The sequence below is a fragment of the Tepidimonas ignava genome (assembly GCF_004342625.1).
GTDB classification, from domain to species: Bacteria; Pseudomonadota; Gammaproteobacteria; order Burkholderiales; family Burkholderiaceae_C; genus Tepidimonas; species Tepidimonas ignava.
This window is the reverse complement of sequence record NZ_SMAH01000003.1, coordinates 13,150-28,228: the sequence shown is the minus strand read 5'-3', so window position 1 is coordinate 28,228 and position 15,079 is coordinate 13,150. Positions and strand designations below refer to the sequence as shown.

At 68.9% G+C, this 15,079-nt stretch carries 11 protein-coding genes and 1 tRNA gene; 3 read left to right on the top strand and 9 right to left on the bottom strand.

From position 1 onward, the window contains the following. The first annotated feature begins 89 nt into the window (after positions 1 to 89). A complete protein-coding gene (locus EDC36_RS02715) occupies positions 90 to 536 on the top strand; it encodes an OsmC family protein (RefSeq protein WP_132961737.1) in 447 nt (148 codons plus the stop codon). Here the strand turns inward: EDC36_RS02715 and EDC36_RS02710 are convergent. The 5 genes from EDC36_RS02710 to EDC36_RS02690 all read right to left on the bottom strand — a co-directional run bounded on the left by EDC36_RS02710 (position 526) and on the right by EDC36_RS02690 (position 5,738). Further along, positions 526 to 1,446 carry a recombination-associated protein RdgC gene (locus EDC36_RS02710; RefSeq protein WP_132961736.1) on the bottom strand — a complete coding sequence of 307 codons (921 nt, stop codon included), beginning with the start codon at positions 1,444 to 1,446 and terminating at the stop codon, positions 526 to 528. The genes EDC36_RS02715 and EDC36_RS02710 overlap by 11 nt on opposite strands. 85 nt (positions 1,447 to 1,531) lie before the next feature. Beyond that, positions 1,532 to 1,605 (bottom strand) — tRNA-Gly (locus EDC36_RS02705). A 64-nt stretch (positions 1,606 to 1,669) separates the two neighbouring features. Continuing rightward, positions 1,670 to 3,148, bottom strand: a complete 1,479-nt coding sequence (locus EDC36_RS02700) for an NAD-dependent succinate-semialdehyde dehydrogenase (protein WP_132961735.1) — start codon at positions 3,146 to 3,148, stop codon at positions 1,670 to 1,672. Positions 3,149 to 3,361: 213 nt separating this feature from the next. Continuing rightward, complete coding sequence (locus EDC36_RS02695) at positions 3,362 to 4,543, bottom strand: CaiB/BaiF CoA transferase family protein (RefSeq protein ID WP_132961734.1); 1,182 nt, start codon at positions 4,541 to 4,543, stop codon at positions 3,362 to 3,364. A 7-nt stretch (positions 4,544 to 4,550) separates the two neighbouring features. Further along, positions 4,551 to 5,738, bottom strand: coding sequence for an acyl-CoA dehydrogenase (locus tag EDC36_RS02690; RefSeq protein ID WP_132961733.1), 1,188 nt, complete (start codon positions 5,736 to 5,738; stop codon positions 4,551 to 4,553). A 119-nt stretch (positions 5,739 to 5,857) separates the two neighbouring features. Here EDC36_RS02690 and EDC36_RS02685 point away from each other — a divergent pair, with 119 nt between their 5' ends. Next, on the top strand, positions 5,858 to 6,790 hold the full coding sequence (locus EDC36_RS02685; protein ID WP_132961732.1) for a LysR substrate-binding domain-containing protein: 933 nt from the start codon (positions 5,858 to 5,860) through the stop codon (positions 6,788 to 6,790). Here EDC36_RS02685 and EDC36_RS02680 read toward each other — a convergent pair. From EDC36_RS02680 to gabT, 3 genes are all read right to left on the bottom strand, one after another. After that, positions 6,720 to 9,773 (bottom strand): EAL domain-containing protein, encoded by a 3,054-nt coding sequence (locus EDC36_RS02680; protein WP_243646444.1) that lies wholly within the window; start codon positions 9,771 to 9,773, stop codon positions 6,720 to 6,722. The genes EDC36_RS02685 and EDC36_RS02680 overlap by 71 nt on opposite strands. 34 nt (positions 9,774 to 9,807) lie before the next feature. After that, the gene (locus EDC36_RS02675; RefSeq protein WP_132961730.1) at positions 9,808 to 10,620 is read right to left on the bottom strand and encodes an ABC transporter substrate-binding protein; all 813 of its coding nucleotides are present in this window, start codon (positions 10,618 to 10,620) and stop codon (positions 9,808 to 9,810) included. A 164-nt stretch (positions 10,621 to 10,784) separates the two neighbouring features. After that, entirely contained in the window at positions 10,785 to 12,095 is a 1,311-nt protein-coding gene (gene gabT / locus EDC36_RS02670; protein ID WP_132961729.1) for a 4-aminobutyrate--2-oxoglutarate transaminase, read from the bottom strand. A 162-nt stretch (positions 12,096 to 12,257) separates the two neighbouring features. Here gabT and EDC36_RS02665 point away from each other — a divergent pair, with 162 nt between their 5' ends. Continuing rightward, positions 12,258 to 13,649, top strand: coding sequence for an aminotransferase-like domain-containing protein (locus EDC36_RS02665; protein ID WP_132961728.1), 1,392 nt, complete (start codon positions 12,258 to 12,260; stop codon positions 13,647 to 13,649). Position 13,650: 1 nt separating this feature from the next. Here EDC36_RS02665 and EDC36_RS02660 read toward each other — a convergent pair whose 3' ends face one another. Continuing rightward, positions 13,651 to 15,018, bottom strand: a complete 1,368-nt coding sequence (locus tag EDC36_RS02660) for an MBL fold metallo-hydrolase (protein WP_132961727.1) — start codon at positions 15,016 to 15,018, stop codon at positions 13,651 to 13,653. Between the last annotated feature and the right edge of the window lie 61 nt (positions 15,019 to 15,079).

Sequence of the window (15,079 nt, the reverse complement as noted above, 5' to 3'; positions counted from 1 at the left end):
TACAGGGTATGTATGATGGTTGCCGTGAGCGATGACGGGTTTGATAAAACGCAAACCCGCCTGCCTTCTGACCTAGGAGTATCCCCAGTATGGCCCAGAACGTGACCGTGACCTTGACCCGCCGCAGCGGGTACCAGTTTGAGATCGACTTTGGCGCGGCGCTGCCCGCCGTGTTCAGCGACGAGCCGCCGCCGCTGGGGCAGGGTCAGGGGCCGACGCCGAACCACCTGCTGCTGGCGGCGGTGGCCAACTGCCTGTCGGCCAGCCTCACCTTTGCGCTGAGCAAGTTCAAAAACGACCCCGGTGCGCTGCGCGCCACGGCCCGCTCCACGGTGGATCGCAACGCGCAGGGGCGGCTGCGCATCCAGCGCATCGAGGTCGAGATCCAACTCGAGCGCCCGGGTGCCGACTACGAGCACCTCGAGCGCATCCTGGCCCAGTTCGAAGATTTTTGCACCGTCTCGATGAGCGTGCGCGAGGGCATCCCGATCGACGTGCGTGTGCGCGACGGCAGCGGCGCCGTGCTCAAGGGCTGAGCGCCGCTGCGCCCGCCTGCAGGCCGCCCAGCGCGGCGACGAGGTCGTCCAGCAGGGCGCTGAGCTCACCGGTGGCCAGCGCGGCGTCGGCGTCGAAGCCACGGTCGCCCTCGGCCTGGCCGTCGCGCTCGAACACACCGTCCGCAAACGCGATGCGGCGCAGTTGCAGCGACTCGGTCAGCACAAACTGCACACGGCCGTCCCAGTCCAGCGCCAGCCGGGTGGGGCGCTTGCCCTGCGCCAGGTGCTGGCGCATCTGCTCCACATCCAGCACGTGGCGGGCAAAGCGCACCACCGGCGGGCTGTCGCCGTCGCCTTTGAGTTCCACCTCACGCCCGGGGGCAAAGTGCGCGGGCCAGTCCTGCGGCTCGGCCGCCAGCCAGCCCGTCATCGCGCTGGCGGGCGCCAGCGCAGTGCTCAGCGGCTCCAGCCGCAGCCCGTCGATGGCCTTGACCAACGCCGTCGTCACCGCGTCGACCCGCCGTGCCGTCGTGGTGTCGAGCATCAGCCGCTGCGCGCGCGCATCCAGCCACACCGCCACCTCGGTGGCCTGGGCAAACGCCAGCGGCAGCAGCTCCTGGGTGATTTGCTCTTTGAGGTCGCGTTGTTCGCGCCGACCGGGCTGGCGCCCTTCGGCGGCTTCGATCTGAGCGCAGCGCGCCTGCAGCTCGCGCTTGACCACGGCCGCGGGCACCCGTTTGGTCTCCAGCCGCCAGCGCATCAGCCAGTGGCCCGCCACCGACTCCACCAGCGGCGCATGGGGCTCGCCGCGTGGCGGCACCCACCCATGGCTTTCGGTTTGCGTGGGGCCGCACGGCACGAAGGGCTGGGCTTGCAGCGCTTGTTCCACCTGCTCCAGCGTGGCGTGCAGGGGCTGGCCGAGCCGCAACACGGTCAGGTTTTTGAACATGGGGTGGCGTTCCTGCGCGTCGGGGACACGCCGACAGGACGTCGGCGCAAACAAAAAGCCCGGCGGGCGCGGGCTTGCATCGGGTTGGAGCGGCTGATGGGAATCGAACCCACGTCTTGAGCTTGGGAAGCTCAGGTCCTACCATTGAACGACAGCCGCTCAAGCTGGGCGCTATTGTAGCCCAACCCGCCCGCACCGGCGCGCGGTGGCGGCCCCGGCCAGCTCACTTGAGCACGTCGCCGATGCACACGTATTTGATTTCGACGTACTCGTCGATGCCGTGGTGCGAGCCTTCGCGTCCCAGGCCAGACTGCTTGACACCCCCGAACGGCACGTGCTCGGTGGCCAAGATGCCGACGTTGACCCCGACCATGCCGTACTCCAGCGCCTCGGCCACACGCAGAATGCGGCCGATGTCGCGGCTGTAAAAGTAGCCCGCCAGGCCGTACTCGGTGTCGTTGGCCATGCGCACCACCTCGTCTTCGGTGCGGAACTTGAACACCGGCGCAAACGGTCCGAACGTCTCCTCGCGCGCGCACAGCATCTCGGGCGTGGCGTCGGCCACCACCGTGGGGGCGTAAAACAGCCCCCCGAGCCGTTGGCCGCCGGTCAGCAACCGCGCCCCCTTGGCCAGCGCGTCATCGACGTGGCGTTGGACCTTCTCCACCGCGGCCTCTTCGATCAGCGGGCCCTGGTTGACGCCCTCCTCGAAGCCGTTGCCCACCTTGGCCGTGGCCACCTTGGCGGCGAACTTGTGCACGAACGCTTCGTACACCCCCTCTTGCACGTAGATGCGGTTGGAGCACACGCAGGTCTGGCCGGCGTTGCGGTATTTGCTGGCAAACGCACCCTCGACGGCGCTGTCGATGTCGGCATCGTCGAAGACGATGAAGGGCGCGTTGCCGCCCAGCTCCAGCGACAGTTTTTTGATCGTCGGCGCGCTTTGCGCCATCAGGATGCGGCCCACCTCGGTGGAGCCGGTGAAGCTCAGGTGCCGCACCACGGGGCTGGCGCACAGCACTTGGCCGATGGCCACGCTGCCCGGGCCGTCGCTGGTGAGCACGTTCAGCACCCCCGCCGGAATGCCCGCACGCAGCGCCAGCTCGGCCGCCGCCAGCGCGGTCAGTGGCGTTTGCTCGGCCGGCTTGATGACCACCGTGCAGCCTGCCGCCAGCGCCGGGGCAACCTTGCGTGTGATCATCGCCAGCGGGAAGTTCCAGGGCGTGATGGCCGCGCACACCCCGATGGGCTGCTTGAGCACCAGCAGCCGGCGGTTGTTGTCGAACGTGGGCAACGTCTCGCCGTTGACGCGCTTGGCCTCCTCGGCAAACCACTCGACAAAGCTGGCGCCGTAGGCCACCTCGCCTTTGGCCTCGGGCAGCGGCTTGCCTTGCTCGGCGGTCATCAGGCGGCCCAGGTCGTCCTGGTGCGCCATCAGCAGCTCGTACCAACGCCGCAGGATGTTGGCGCGCTCTTTGGCGGTCTTGTTGCGCCAGGCCGGCCAGGCGGCGTTGGCGGCGGCGATGGCCGCTTCGGCGTCCGCCGGGCCCAGGCAGGCGACGTCGGCCAGTTTGGCGCCGGTGGCGGGGTCGATGACATCGAAGCGCGCTTCACCCGCAACCCAGCGCCCATCGATGAGCGCGTCGGTTTTGAGCAGCGTCGGGTCCTTCAACAGCGACAGCGGGGAGGTTTTCATGTCCATCGGTCAGGTCCTTCGGTCACGGCGCGTCAGTGCGCGCCCGCGGCAGCGTGATGGGGTAACTGTAGCGCGCCTGCATGGCCCACGCCGGTACACAAGGTGACAACCCGCGCCCCAGCTGTGGGGTCAGACCAACCGGTACAGCGTCGCCACGCACCGTCAGCGGTAGCGCACACCGTATCGCGATGTCGAAGCAAGACGGCAACCCCGGCCAGCTCAATCCTCCGCCCGCGGCGCTGGGCGCTGGTGCATCCACGCTGGCGTGGCGTTGCCCAACGGTGGGGGGGGCAGCGGGGAGCGAGGGCGCTGGCCATCGAAGCACACCGGGTGCGCCACCATCGGTGGTTGCTGCGCCGTGCCCTCCAGCACCAGGCCACGCGCGCGGGTGTGGGGGTGGGCCATGACCTGCGCAATGTCATGGATGGGGGCGCAGGGCACACCCACGGCGTCCAGCGCCTCGGCCCAGGCGGCGCTGCTGCGCGTGCGCAGCCACTGCGCGATGCGGGGTACCAGTTCGTCGCGATGCTGTACGCGCGCCGGGTTGGTGGCAAAGCGGGGATCCTGCGCCAGCTCGGGGTGGCCGGCCACCTCGCAAAAGCGGGCAAACTGGGCGTCGTTGCCCACCGCCAGCACCAGGTGGCCGTCCGCGGTGGCAAACGCCTGGTACGGCACGATGTTGGGGTGCGCGTTGCCCAGGCGCCGCGGCGTCACACCGCCGACCAACTGGTTGGCGGCCTGGTTGGCCAGCATCGCCACCTGCACGTCGAACAGCGCCACGTCCAGCACGCGCCCGCGCCCGGTGTGTTGGCGCTCGTGCAGCGCCGCCAAGATCGCGGTGGTGGCGTACAGGCCGGTCATCACGTCGACCACCGCCACCCCCACCTTGAGGGGCTCGCCGTCGGGCTGGCCGGTGATGCTCATCAAGCCCCCCTCGGCCTGGATGGCAAAGTCGTAGCCGGCCTTGTGCGCCAGCGGACCGTGCTGACCGTAGCCGGTGATCGAGCAGTACACCAGCCGCGGGTTGAGGGCGGTGAGGCTGGCGGCGTCCAGCCCGTATTTGGCCAGTTGGCCGACTTTGTAGTTTTCCAGCAGCACGTCGGCCTGCGCCGCCAGTGCGCGCACCTGCGCGATGCCCTCGGGCTGGGTGATGTCGATGGCCACCGAGCGTTTGCCGCGGTTGGCGCAGATGAAATAGGCCGACTGGCGCGCGGGCCCTTCGCCCCACCAGGGCGGGCCCCAGGCACGGGTGTCGTCGCCGGCGCCGGGGCGTTCCACTTTGAGCACGTCGGCGCCGTAGTCGGCCAGGATCTGGCTGGCCCAGGGGCCGGCCAGCACGCGTGAAAGGTCCAGCACGCGCACCCCAGCCAGGGGGCGCGGCGGCGTGGTGGTGGGTTGCATGGTGCGCTCAGTTGGCAAACGCCGCGATGCCGGTGATGGCGCGGCCCAGAATCAGCGCGTGGATGTCGTGCGTGCCTTCGTAGGTGTTGACGACCTCCAGGTTGACCAGGTGGCGCGCCACGCCGTACTCGTCGCTGATGCCGTTGCCCCCCATCATGTCGCGCGCCATACGGGCGATGTCCAGCGCCTTGCCGCACGAGTTGCGCTTGCACACGCTGGTCAGCTCCACCGGTGCTTTGCCCTCGTCCTTGAGCCGCCCCAGCCGCAGGCAGGCCTGCAGCCCAATGCCGATTTCGGTCAGCATGTCGGCCAGCTTTTTCTGGATCAACTGGTTCGCTGCCAGCGGCCGGCCGAACTGCTGGCGGTCCAGCACGTACTGGCGCGCGCGCTGGTAGCAGTCTTCGGCCGCCCCCAGCGCCCCCCAGGCGATGCCGTAGCGCGCGCTGTTGAGGCAGGTGAACGGCCCTTTGAGGCCGCGCACCTCGGGGAAGACGTTGTCGTCGGGGCAAAACACGTCGTCCAGCACGATTTCACCGGTGATCGAGGTGCGCAGCCCCACCTTGCCGTGGATGGCAGGGGCGGACAGGCCCGGCCAGCCCTTTTCCAGCACGAAGCCGCGGATCTGCCCCTCATCGTCCTTGGCCCAGACGACGAACACATCGGCGATCGGGCTGTTGGTGATCCACATCTTGGCGCCGCTCAAGCGCCAGCCTCCGGCCACTTTGCGCGCGCGCGTGACCATGCTGCCCGGATCCGAGCCGTGGTTGGGCTCGGTCAAGCCAAAGCAGCCCACCCACTCGCCGCTGGCCAGCTTGGGCAGGTACTTTTGCTTTTGTGCTTCGGTGCCGAACTCGTAAATCGGCACCATCACCAGCGACGACTGCACGCTCATCATGCTGCGGTAGCCGCTGTCGATGCGCTCGACCTCGCGCGCAATCAGGCCGTAGCTGACGTAGTTGAGACCGGCGCCACCGTACGTCTCGGGGATCGTGGGACCCAACAGCCCCAGCTCGCCCATCTCGCGGAAGATGGCGCGGTCGGTCTGCTCGTGGCGGAACGCCTGTTGCACGCGCGGCGCCAGCTTGCCCTGGCAGTACGCGCGCGCGGCATCGCGCACCGCGCGCTCGTCGGCGCTCAGTTGGTCGTCGAGGAAAAACGGGTCGGCCCAGTCGAAGGTGGTGCGGGTGATGCTCATGGCTGCGTGATGTGCAGGTTAAGTTAAAAGACGGTGTCGATGCTACCCCTGCAGGTGAGGGTTGGGCAAACGAAAAATGCGCGCTTAGATATGATCCGTACGCATAAAAGGAGCGCCCCATGCGTCGCCGTCTGCCCACCTTGCAAGCCTTGCAGTGCTTCGAGGCCGCCGCCCGCCACCAAAGCTTCACCCGCGCCGCGCAGGAGTTGGCGCTGACGCAGGGCGCGGTGTCGCGTCAGGTGGCGGCGCTGGAGGACTTTTTGGGCGTGCCCTTGTTTCGGCGCACGCGTCACGGCATGGTGCTGACCCCCGCCGGGGCCGACTACGCGCGGCAGGTGCGCCAGCGCCTGGACGCGCTGGAGCGCGACACCGCGGACGTGATGGGCCGTGGCGGTGTGGGCGACAGCCTCACGCTGGCCGCGGTGCCGACCTTCGCCACCCGTTGGCTGATTCCTCGCCTGCCGCGGCTGGCCGCCCGGCATCCGCAGCTGCAGATCCACCTGGAAACGTGCACCCGTCCGTTCATGTTCACCGACACCGGCATCGACGCCGCGCTGTGGGCGGGCACCCCGCAGCAGGTGCAGCAGTGGGCGGGGACGACCGCCACCCACTTGATGGACGAAGACGTGTTGCCGGTGTGCAGCCCGCGCTTGCTGCCCCAGCGGCAGCCGGTGACGCCCCAAGGGCTCGTGCAGCTGCCGCTGCTGCAGCAATCGACCCGCCCCGAGGCGTGGCGCGACTGGTTCGAGGCCCAGGGTGTGCAGGCGCCGCGCGCGATGGCCGGACCGCGCTACGAGCTGTTTTCGATGCAGGTGGCTGCCGCGATCGCTGGCCTGGGCGTGGCGCTGATGCCCACGCTGCTGGTGCAGCAGGAACTCAGCAGCGGCGCGCTGGTGGTGGCCTGCCCGCGGCCGCTGCAGGCACGGCGGGCCTACTACCTGGTGCAGCCCCAAGGCCCCGAGCGCGCGGCGCTGACGGTGTTCAAGGCGTGGTTGGCGGCGGTGGCGCGGGATGCGCCTGGTGCGGTGCAGGTGCCACCGGGTGCTGTGTGAGCTGCAGCAGGGCCTCGATCAGCGCGTCGCTGGCCGCTTGCAAGGCCTGCCGGTCGGGGTGGTCGGCCATTGGTGTGGTGCCTGCGCGCGCCAGCGCCACCAGCCGCGCCGCGTCGTCGTGCACCTGCTGGTGCAAACCTTGAATGTGGGCCAGCCGGCCGTCGCCTCGCCACGCGTGGTGGGCGGGCAGGTGGTCCAGCCAATGCCCGAACGTGCAACGTGCGGCGTCGAGCTCCGGCGCGGTGTTGAGCCGTCCGTCCAGGTAGGCGAGGATGGCGCGCATCCACTGGCGGTGGTGGGCCATCGCGAACACCACCGGCACCTCGTCCGTGGCCAGGCGGCCCACTTGGGTCCATGCCGCAGGGGGGCGCCAGCGGGCGCACCAAGCCGGTACTTCGTCGGCGGGCATCGGGCGCGCGATGGCCCAGCCCTGGCCCCATTCGCAGCCCAGGCGCAGCAGCATCGCGCCGTGCTCGACCGTCTCCACGCCTTCGGCCACCACGTCGCGCTGGAACGCCCACGCCAAGGCCAACACGCCTTGCAGGATGGCCAGGTCGCTTGGGTCTTCCAGCATGTCGCGCACAAAACTTTGGTCGATCTTGAGTTCCTGGGCTGGCAATTGGCGCAGGTAGGCCAACGAGGAGTACCCGGTGCCGAAGTCGTCCAGCGCGAACGTCACCCCCCGCCGCTGGCAGGCGTCGATGACCTCGACCACCGCTTGAATGTCGCTAACAGCCGTGGTTTCCAGCACTTCCAGGCACAGGTCCTGCGGCTGCACGGTGGGGTGGTCGGCCAACACCCGCTCAAGGTCGTGCACCAGGGTGTGGTCCTGCAGCTGCTGCGCGTCCAGGTTGACGCTGACGCGCGTGTGCAGGCCCTGCGTCTTCCAGTGCGCCACTTGGCGCACCGCCTCGGCCAGCACCCAGCGGCCCAGCTCCAGCCCGAGCGGATGCTCCTCGACGGTGCGCAAAAACGCCGCGGGGCCCAGCAGCCCGCGTTGCGGGTGCTGCCAGCGCAGCAGCGCCTCGAAGCCCAGGACTGTGCCGTCGCGCATGTTGACCTTGGGCTGGTAGTGCAGCACGAATTGCCCCTCGTGCAGGGCTTGCCGGATAGCCTCCAGCATTTCGTGGCGGCTGCGCAGATGGGCGTCGTGCTCGGCGTCGAACACGTGGTAGCGGTTTTTGCCGCTGAGCTTGGCCTGGTACATGGCCTGGTCGGCTTGGCGCAGCAGTTGGTCGGCATCGACGTCGCTGTGCTGCGGGTAAAACGCCAGCCCGAGACTGGCCGTGACCTGCAGCGTGTGCCCATCGACAACAACGGGCGTGGCCGCGGCCAGCAGCAGCCGCTGCAACACCGGGATGCTGGCGGTGTGGTCGTCCAGGTCCTGCAGCACGGCCACGAACTCGTCGCCCCCCAGGCGCCCCAGGGTGTCGCCGCCGCGCAGCGCCTGCTGCATGCGCTGCGCCAGTTGCACCAGCAGTTGGTCACCCACGGCGTGGCCGTGCCGATCGTTGATGCCTTTGAAGCCGTCCAGATCCAGAAACACCACAGCCAGCTTGCGCTGGCTGCGGCGTGTGCGGGCCATGGCCTGGCGCAGCCGGTCGTGCAGCAGCACGCGGTTGGGCAGGCCGGTCAAGGCGTCGTAGTGCGCGATGCGCTGCAGCGCCTGCTCGTGCTCCTTCAGGCGCGTGATGTCGGAAAACATCCCGACGTAGTGCTGCACGCGCCCCTGGGCGTCGCGCACGGCACTGATGGTCAGCAGCTCAGCGTACACCTCGCCGTTTTTGCGCCGGTTCCAGATTTCGCCGCTCCAGCGCCCGTGGGCGATGAGTTCGGCCCACATGGCTTGGTAAAACGCACGGTCTTGGCGGCCGGAGCTGAGCAGGCGGGTGTTGCGGCCCAGCACCTCCTGCCGGTCGTAGCCGGTGATGGCGGTGAAGGCCTCGTTGGCATCCACGATCGTGCCGTGGGGGTCGGTGATGACGATGGCCTCCTGCGCGTGGTGGAACACGCTGGCGGCCAGCTGCAGTTGCCGCTGCTGCCGCGCCAGCGCCACGCCGCGACGCCACAACAAAGTCCCCAGCGCCACCAGGGCGGCCAGCAACGGCACCAGCATCCACACCGCGTAGCGGGCCTGCCTGTGCCAGCCTTGCAACGCCGCCGATTCGGGCTGCCACACCACCACCGTGGCCGCGTAGCGAGCTGAGGTGCGGTGGCCTAGGATCAGGGCCTCATGAACGTGCTCAGATGCCAGCGTACGCGTGTCGGCGATGGTTTGGTGGGTCCACCCCACCAGCGTGGTCAGTGCCTCGGCGGGTAGGCCGCCTGCCGTGCCCGCGGTCGATGTGCTCCACAACGGCGCGCCGTCGTAACGCAGCCACATCGCCTGCAGCGTTCCGGGGCCGAACAGGCGCTGCGCCTGCGCGGTGAAATGGTCCGGGTTGAGCGCCACGACGATCCAGCGCAGCTGCTCACCTTGGATTAGGGGTAGGCCGAGTGGCACGAAGGTTGGGACGGGTGCCACCCCATCGGGTGCGGGGACACCACGGTCGCTCCAGTCGCGTGCTTGCACTGGGCTGCCGATGCGTACCACGTCGGCTTCGGGATGGCCGACCGGATACAGAGCTTCCAGATCGATGCGCAGACCGACGTTGCGTGGGTTGGAGCTGACCAACACCCGTCCAGTGGCGTCGGTGAGCGACAGCGAGCGCACGAAGGGCAGTGGCCGGATAGCGGCCAGCAAGACGTCGGCCGCGGGTTGTGCGGGCGGCCCATCGGCGGCCTGGGTTCGGGCGGTCAGCTCCACCACATGCAGCGTTTGGGTCAGGGTGTCTTCCAGTGCCGCGGCGTGCAGCGCCACGGTGTGGTGGGCACGTTCGAGCGCGTCGTGGCGTTGGGTCCACAACACGTACCCGGTGGCCCCCACCGACAGCGCCGCCAGCCCGGCCACGAGCCATGCGCTGGTCGCGGCCCAGCGGCGCACCGACGCATGCCGCCGTGGCGACCCTGGCGCAGGTTCAGGGGGCCACGATGGGCTCGAGTCCGTGGCGCTTGGCATGGCTGCGCAACAGGCCGCTGGCCTTCATCTCCGCCAGAATCTGGTCGATGCGCGCACGAAACACGTCATCGTCCGGTTTCATGGCCCAGGCATACGGGGTCAAATGGTAGGGGCTGGGAGGGACGATCAAACGTGCCCAGTCGTTGAGGTCCAGCATGCGGCGGCCAAACGGGTAGTCGGTCATGAACACGTCGGCGCGGCCTGACAAGACTTCCTGTTCGCGTGCGGCGGGGGTGTCCACCACCCGCAGTTCCGCAGCCCGCAAACGCTCGCGCATCAGCGGCTCGTGCAGCGTGCCCTTGGCCACGACGACCACCACCCCAGGCTTGTCGATGTCGTCCCAACGCTGGATGCGCGGGTTGGCCTTGGTGGTGATGGCGTACACGTCGCTGATCAAATGGGGCTGCGTGAACGCGAGTTTGCCCTGCCGCTGCGGGGTGATGCCAATGGCGAACATGGCCACATCGCAGCGGTCGCTGTGCAGGTCGTCGATCAGGCGTGCAAACGAGCTGTCGACGAACACTGGCTGCACCCCGAGGGCGCGCGCCACGTGGCGTGCGTTGTCGATGTCGATGCCCGACAGCTCCAGCGAGCGCGGGTTGCGGTATGAAACACCGTAGTAATCCGGCCAGATGCACACCCGCAACTGCCCGCTGTCAGCAATGCGCTGCAGGCGCGGTGATGATGGGATGGCGGCTTGAGCCACAAGCGCGAGCGTGCCCCCCAGGATCGCAAGCGCTGCGCGGCGCACGACAATGCTCAACGACGTCATGGACACCTTGTCGGTTGGTGGTGGCGACAAGGACGACAGTGTAGGTGCCCCGGGGCGCAGCCGTGGCCGAGGAACGCAGCGCGTTTGACGAAGGTCAAAGTCGCGCTGCGTGGGCGCATTGGGGTTGACACACCGCCCGCCTCAGCAAGCGGGCACGGGGCCGATCAACCCTTGGCCGCGACGAGCGCCTGCTCCATGATGGCAAGACCCTCGTCCAGCAGCGCGTCGCTGGCGGTCAGCGGCACCAGAATGCGGATGACGTTGCCGTACAGCCCGCACGACAGCAGCACCAGGCCGCGCTGCAGCGCCTCGTTGCACAGGCGGCGGGTCAGCTCGGCCGCCGGGCGGTTGAGGTCGCCGCCTTCGAACAGCTCGATGGCCACCATCGCCCCCAAGCCACGCACGTCGCGGATTTCGGGGTGGCGCGACATCATCGCCGTCAGCCCCGCACGCAGCCGTTCGCCGATGGCGCGTGAGCGCTCAAGCAGCCGTTCGCGTTCGAACACGTCCAGCACCGCCAGCGCCGCTGCGCACGCCAGCGGATGCCCGGCGTAGGTGCCACCCAAGCCGCCCGCCGGCACGGCGTCCATCAACTCGGCCTTGCCGATCACGGCCGAAATCGGGAAACCACCGGCCATGCTTTTGGCCATCGTGATGAGATCCGGCGCCACGCCCCACTGCTCACACGCCAGCCAGGTGCCGGTGCGTCCGGCGCCGGTTTGCACCTCGTCGGCGATGAACACGATGCCATGCTGATCACACAGCGCGCGCAGCGCCCGCGCGAACTCCAACGGCGCCACGTAAAAACCACCCTCGCCCTGCACCGGCTCCAGGATGATGGCCGCCACCCGCTGCGGCTCGACGTCGTACTTGAAAATATGGTGCAGGCTGCGCAACGCGTCGTCCACCGACACGCCGTGCAGCGCGTTGGGGTACTCGGCGTGGTAAATCTCGGCGGGGAAGGGGCCAAAGCCCGCCTTGTACGGGGCCACCTTGCCGGTCAGCGCCATGCCCAGCAGCGTGCGGCCGTGGAAGCCACCGCCAAAGGCGATGACGGCCTGCCGCCCGGTGGCGGCGCGGGCGATTTTGATCGCGTTTTCCACCGCCTCGGCGCCGGTGGACAGGAAAAACGCCTTTTTGGCGAAGTCGCCCGGGGCCTTGGCGATCAGCCGCTCGGCCAGCTCCACGTACGGCTGGTAGGCCAGCACCTGAAAGCAGGTGTGGTGCAGTTTGTCCAGTTGGGCCTTAACCGCCTCGACGATGGCGGGGTGGCGGTGGCCGGTGTTGAGCACAGCGATGCCACCGGCGAAGTCGATGTAGCGCTTGCCCTCGACGTCCCAGATTTCGGCGCCTTGGGCGCGTTCGGCGAACACTTCGTACGTTTGACCCAGCCCGGCGGGCAGGGCGGTGCGGCGCCGCGCCATCCAGGCGGCGTTGGTGTGGGCGGCGGTGCTCAGGTGGGCGTCGCGGTGCATGGTGTGGTCTCCAGCCAAAAGGTCGAGTGTTCCAAGGGGCAGCGCGCGGCGCTGCCAGCAGTGTCGCCATCTTGGCGCATCGCGCCGCCCGCTACCATATACAGCGCGGGCCATGGCGGCAGAGGGCTGTACCGCCCGCGGCACCGGTACACCTTGAACGCGATGTTTACGCTCGACCCCCAAAGCTCCACTCCGCTCGTGCTGCAAATCGTCGATGGCTTTCGCGAGCTGATCCGCAGCGGCGCCCTGCGACCGGGGGCCAAGGCGCCGTCGATCCGGCAGTTTGCCCACGCGCATGGCGTCAGCGTGTACACGGTGGTCGATGCATACGACCGGCTGGTGGCGCTGGGGTACTTCGTTTCGCGCCCGCACTCGGGGTTTTTCGTGCGCAGCCGCGACACCCGCCCCGAAGCGGCGCCGGACTCTGGGCCCCAGTACCACTTCGACTCGATGTGGTACCTGCGCCGCGTGTTTGAAAACCGTCACCTGCGCCTCAAGCCCGGCTGCGGCTGGCTGCCGCACGACTGGCTGTTTGGCGAAGGCGTGCGACGCAGCCTGCGTGCATTGGCCGCCCAGCCGGTGGACCTTGGCGGCTACGGCGAACCCAAAGGCTACACGCCGCTGCGCCAGCTGGTGCGTGACCTGCTGGCCGAGCAGGAGATCGCGCTGACCAGCGACCAGGTGTTGCTGACCCAGGGTTCGAGCCAGGCCATGGACCTGGTGGCACGCCGCTTGGTACGCCCCGGCGACGCTGTGCTGGTGGACGAGCCGGGCTACCCGAACCTGCTGTTTTCGCTGCGTTTTTTGGGCGCGCGCCTGATCGGCGCGCCACGCACGCCGTGGGGCTGGGACATCGAAACGATGCAAGCGCGCATCCTCGAGCACAAGCCGACGGTTTTTTTCACCCAGCCGCGGCTGCAAAGCCCCACCGGCTCGGTGGCCAACCTGGCCCAGCTTCACCGCGTGCTGCAGTTGGCCGAGCGTCATGGTCTGCGCATCGTCGAAAACGACATCTACGCCGACCTCGACCCGGAGCCGCGGCCCTCGCTGGCCAGCCTGGATCAGCTGCAGCGGGTCGTGCACATCGGCAGCTTTTCCAAGACGATTTCGCCGAATCTGCGTGTGGGCTTCGTGGCCGCGCACCCGGACGTGCTGGAGGATCTGGCGCAGCTCAAAATGATCGCCGGGCTGACCTCATCCGAGTTTGCCGAGCGCCTGACCTACGGCGCGTTGACCGACGGGCGCTGGCGCAAGCACTTGCGTGCCTTGCGCCAACGGCTGGCGCAGGCGCAGCAGCGTTGCGCGCAGCGGCTGGAGACGCTGGGCTTCGAGCTGTTTGCCCAGCCCGGGGCCGGCATGTTTTTGTGGGCCCGCCACCCCCGCATCGACAACGCCTCGACGCTGGCGTACCAAGCGGCCGAGCACGACATTTTGCTGGGGCCAGGGCATCTGTTCGCGCTGGACCTCAACCCCAGCCCGTGGCTGCGCTTCAACGTTGCGTTCACCGAGGATGAGGGGGTGTGGGCGTTTTTGCAGCAGGTCACCGGCGGCTGACTTACACCGCCCACACCGCCCCATGTTCCGCCACCCGCGCGCTGCGGCGCAGCTCGCGCTCGACGCGGCAGCGCAGCGCGTCGGCGGCGTCGGGCTCGCCGTGCACGATGAAGGTGTGCTGCGGCTGCCCGGGGACGGCGCCGAGCCAAGCCATCAGGCCGTCGCTGTCGGCGTGGGCCGAGGCCGATTGCAACTGCGCCACTTCGGCGCGCACCGGCCAGTCTTCGCCGTGGATGCGCAGCGTCGCGGCGCCGCGCTGCAAGCTGTCGCCGCGGGTGCCGGGGGCTTGGTAGCCGGTCAGGATCACCATGTGCCGGTGGTCGCCCAGGTACAGTTTGAGGTGGTGCAACACCCGGCCCCCGGCGGCCATGCCACTGCCGGCCAGGATCACCTTGGGGCCGGATTGGCGGGCGATGGCTTTGGACTCGTCCGGTGTGGAGGTGGCCTTGACGGAGCGCATGAGCTGCTGCACCTCGTGGTGGTTGAGGCGGTGCTCACCCAGGTGCTGCTGCAACAACGCGGTGGCGTGGATGGCCATCGGGCTGTCCAGGTACACGGGCAGCGCCGAAGGCAGACGGCGCTGGCGCTTCAGTTGCGCGATGGCGTACAGGATGGCCTGGGCGCGCCCCACGGCAAACACCGGCACCACGGCGGTACCACCGCGCGCCGCCACGCGCGCCAGCAGGGGGCCTAGTTCGTCAATCAGGTTGAGGTCGGCGGGGTGCTGCCGGTTGCCGTAGGTGGACTCCACCACCACCGCGTCGGCCTGTGGCGGTGGATCGGGCGGCAGCATCAGCACATCGTCAGCGCGGCCCAGGTCGCCCGAAAACAGAATGCGCCGCCCGCCCACCTCGAGCAGCACCTGCGCCGCCCCCAGAATGTGGCCCGCACCGAAAAACTGCACGCGCCAACCACGCAGCGGCTCGAACGCCTGGTACACCGGATGGGGGTGCAAATGGCGCAGCGCGCGTTGGGCGTCGGCCACCGTGTACAGGGGCAACGCAGGCTGGTGCTTGGAAAAGCCGTGCCGGTTGGCAAACGCAGCGTCCTCTTCGAGCAGGTGGGCGCTGTCGGGCAGCAGGATCTCGCACAGGTCGCGCGTGGCGTGCGTGCACCACACCTTGCCGTGAAAGCCCTCGCGCACCAGCAAGGGCAGGTAGCCGCTGTGGTCCAGGTGCGCGTGGGTGAGCACCACCGCCCCAATGTGGCCGGGCACCACGGGCAGCGGGGCGCGGTTGCGCAGCCGCAGCGCCTTGTAGCCCTGGAACAGGCCGCAATCGACCAGCAGCTGCTGGCCATCGTGGCGCAGGAGGTACTTGGAGCCGGTGACGGTGCCGGCTCCGCCGAGGAACTGGATCGTGACGGTCATGGGGCCATCGTACCCCAGACCGCCGGGGCCGGGTGCGGGGGTTTGGCGATGCGTGGCCGCG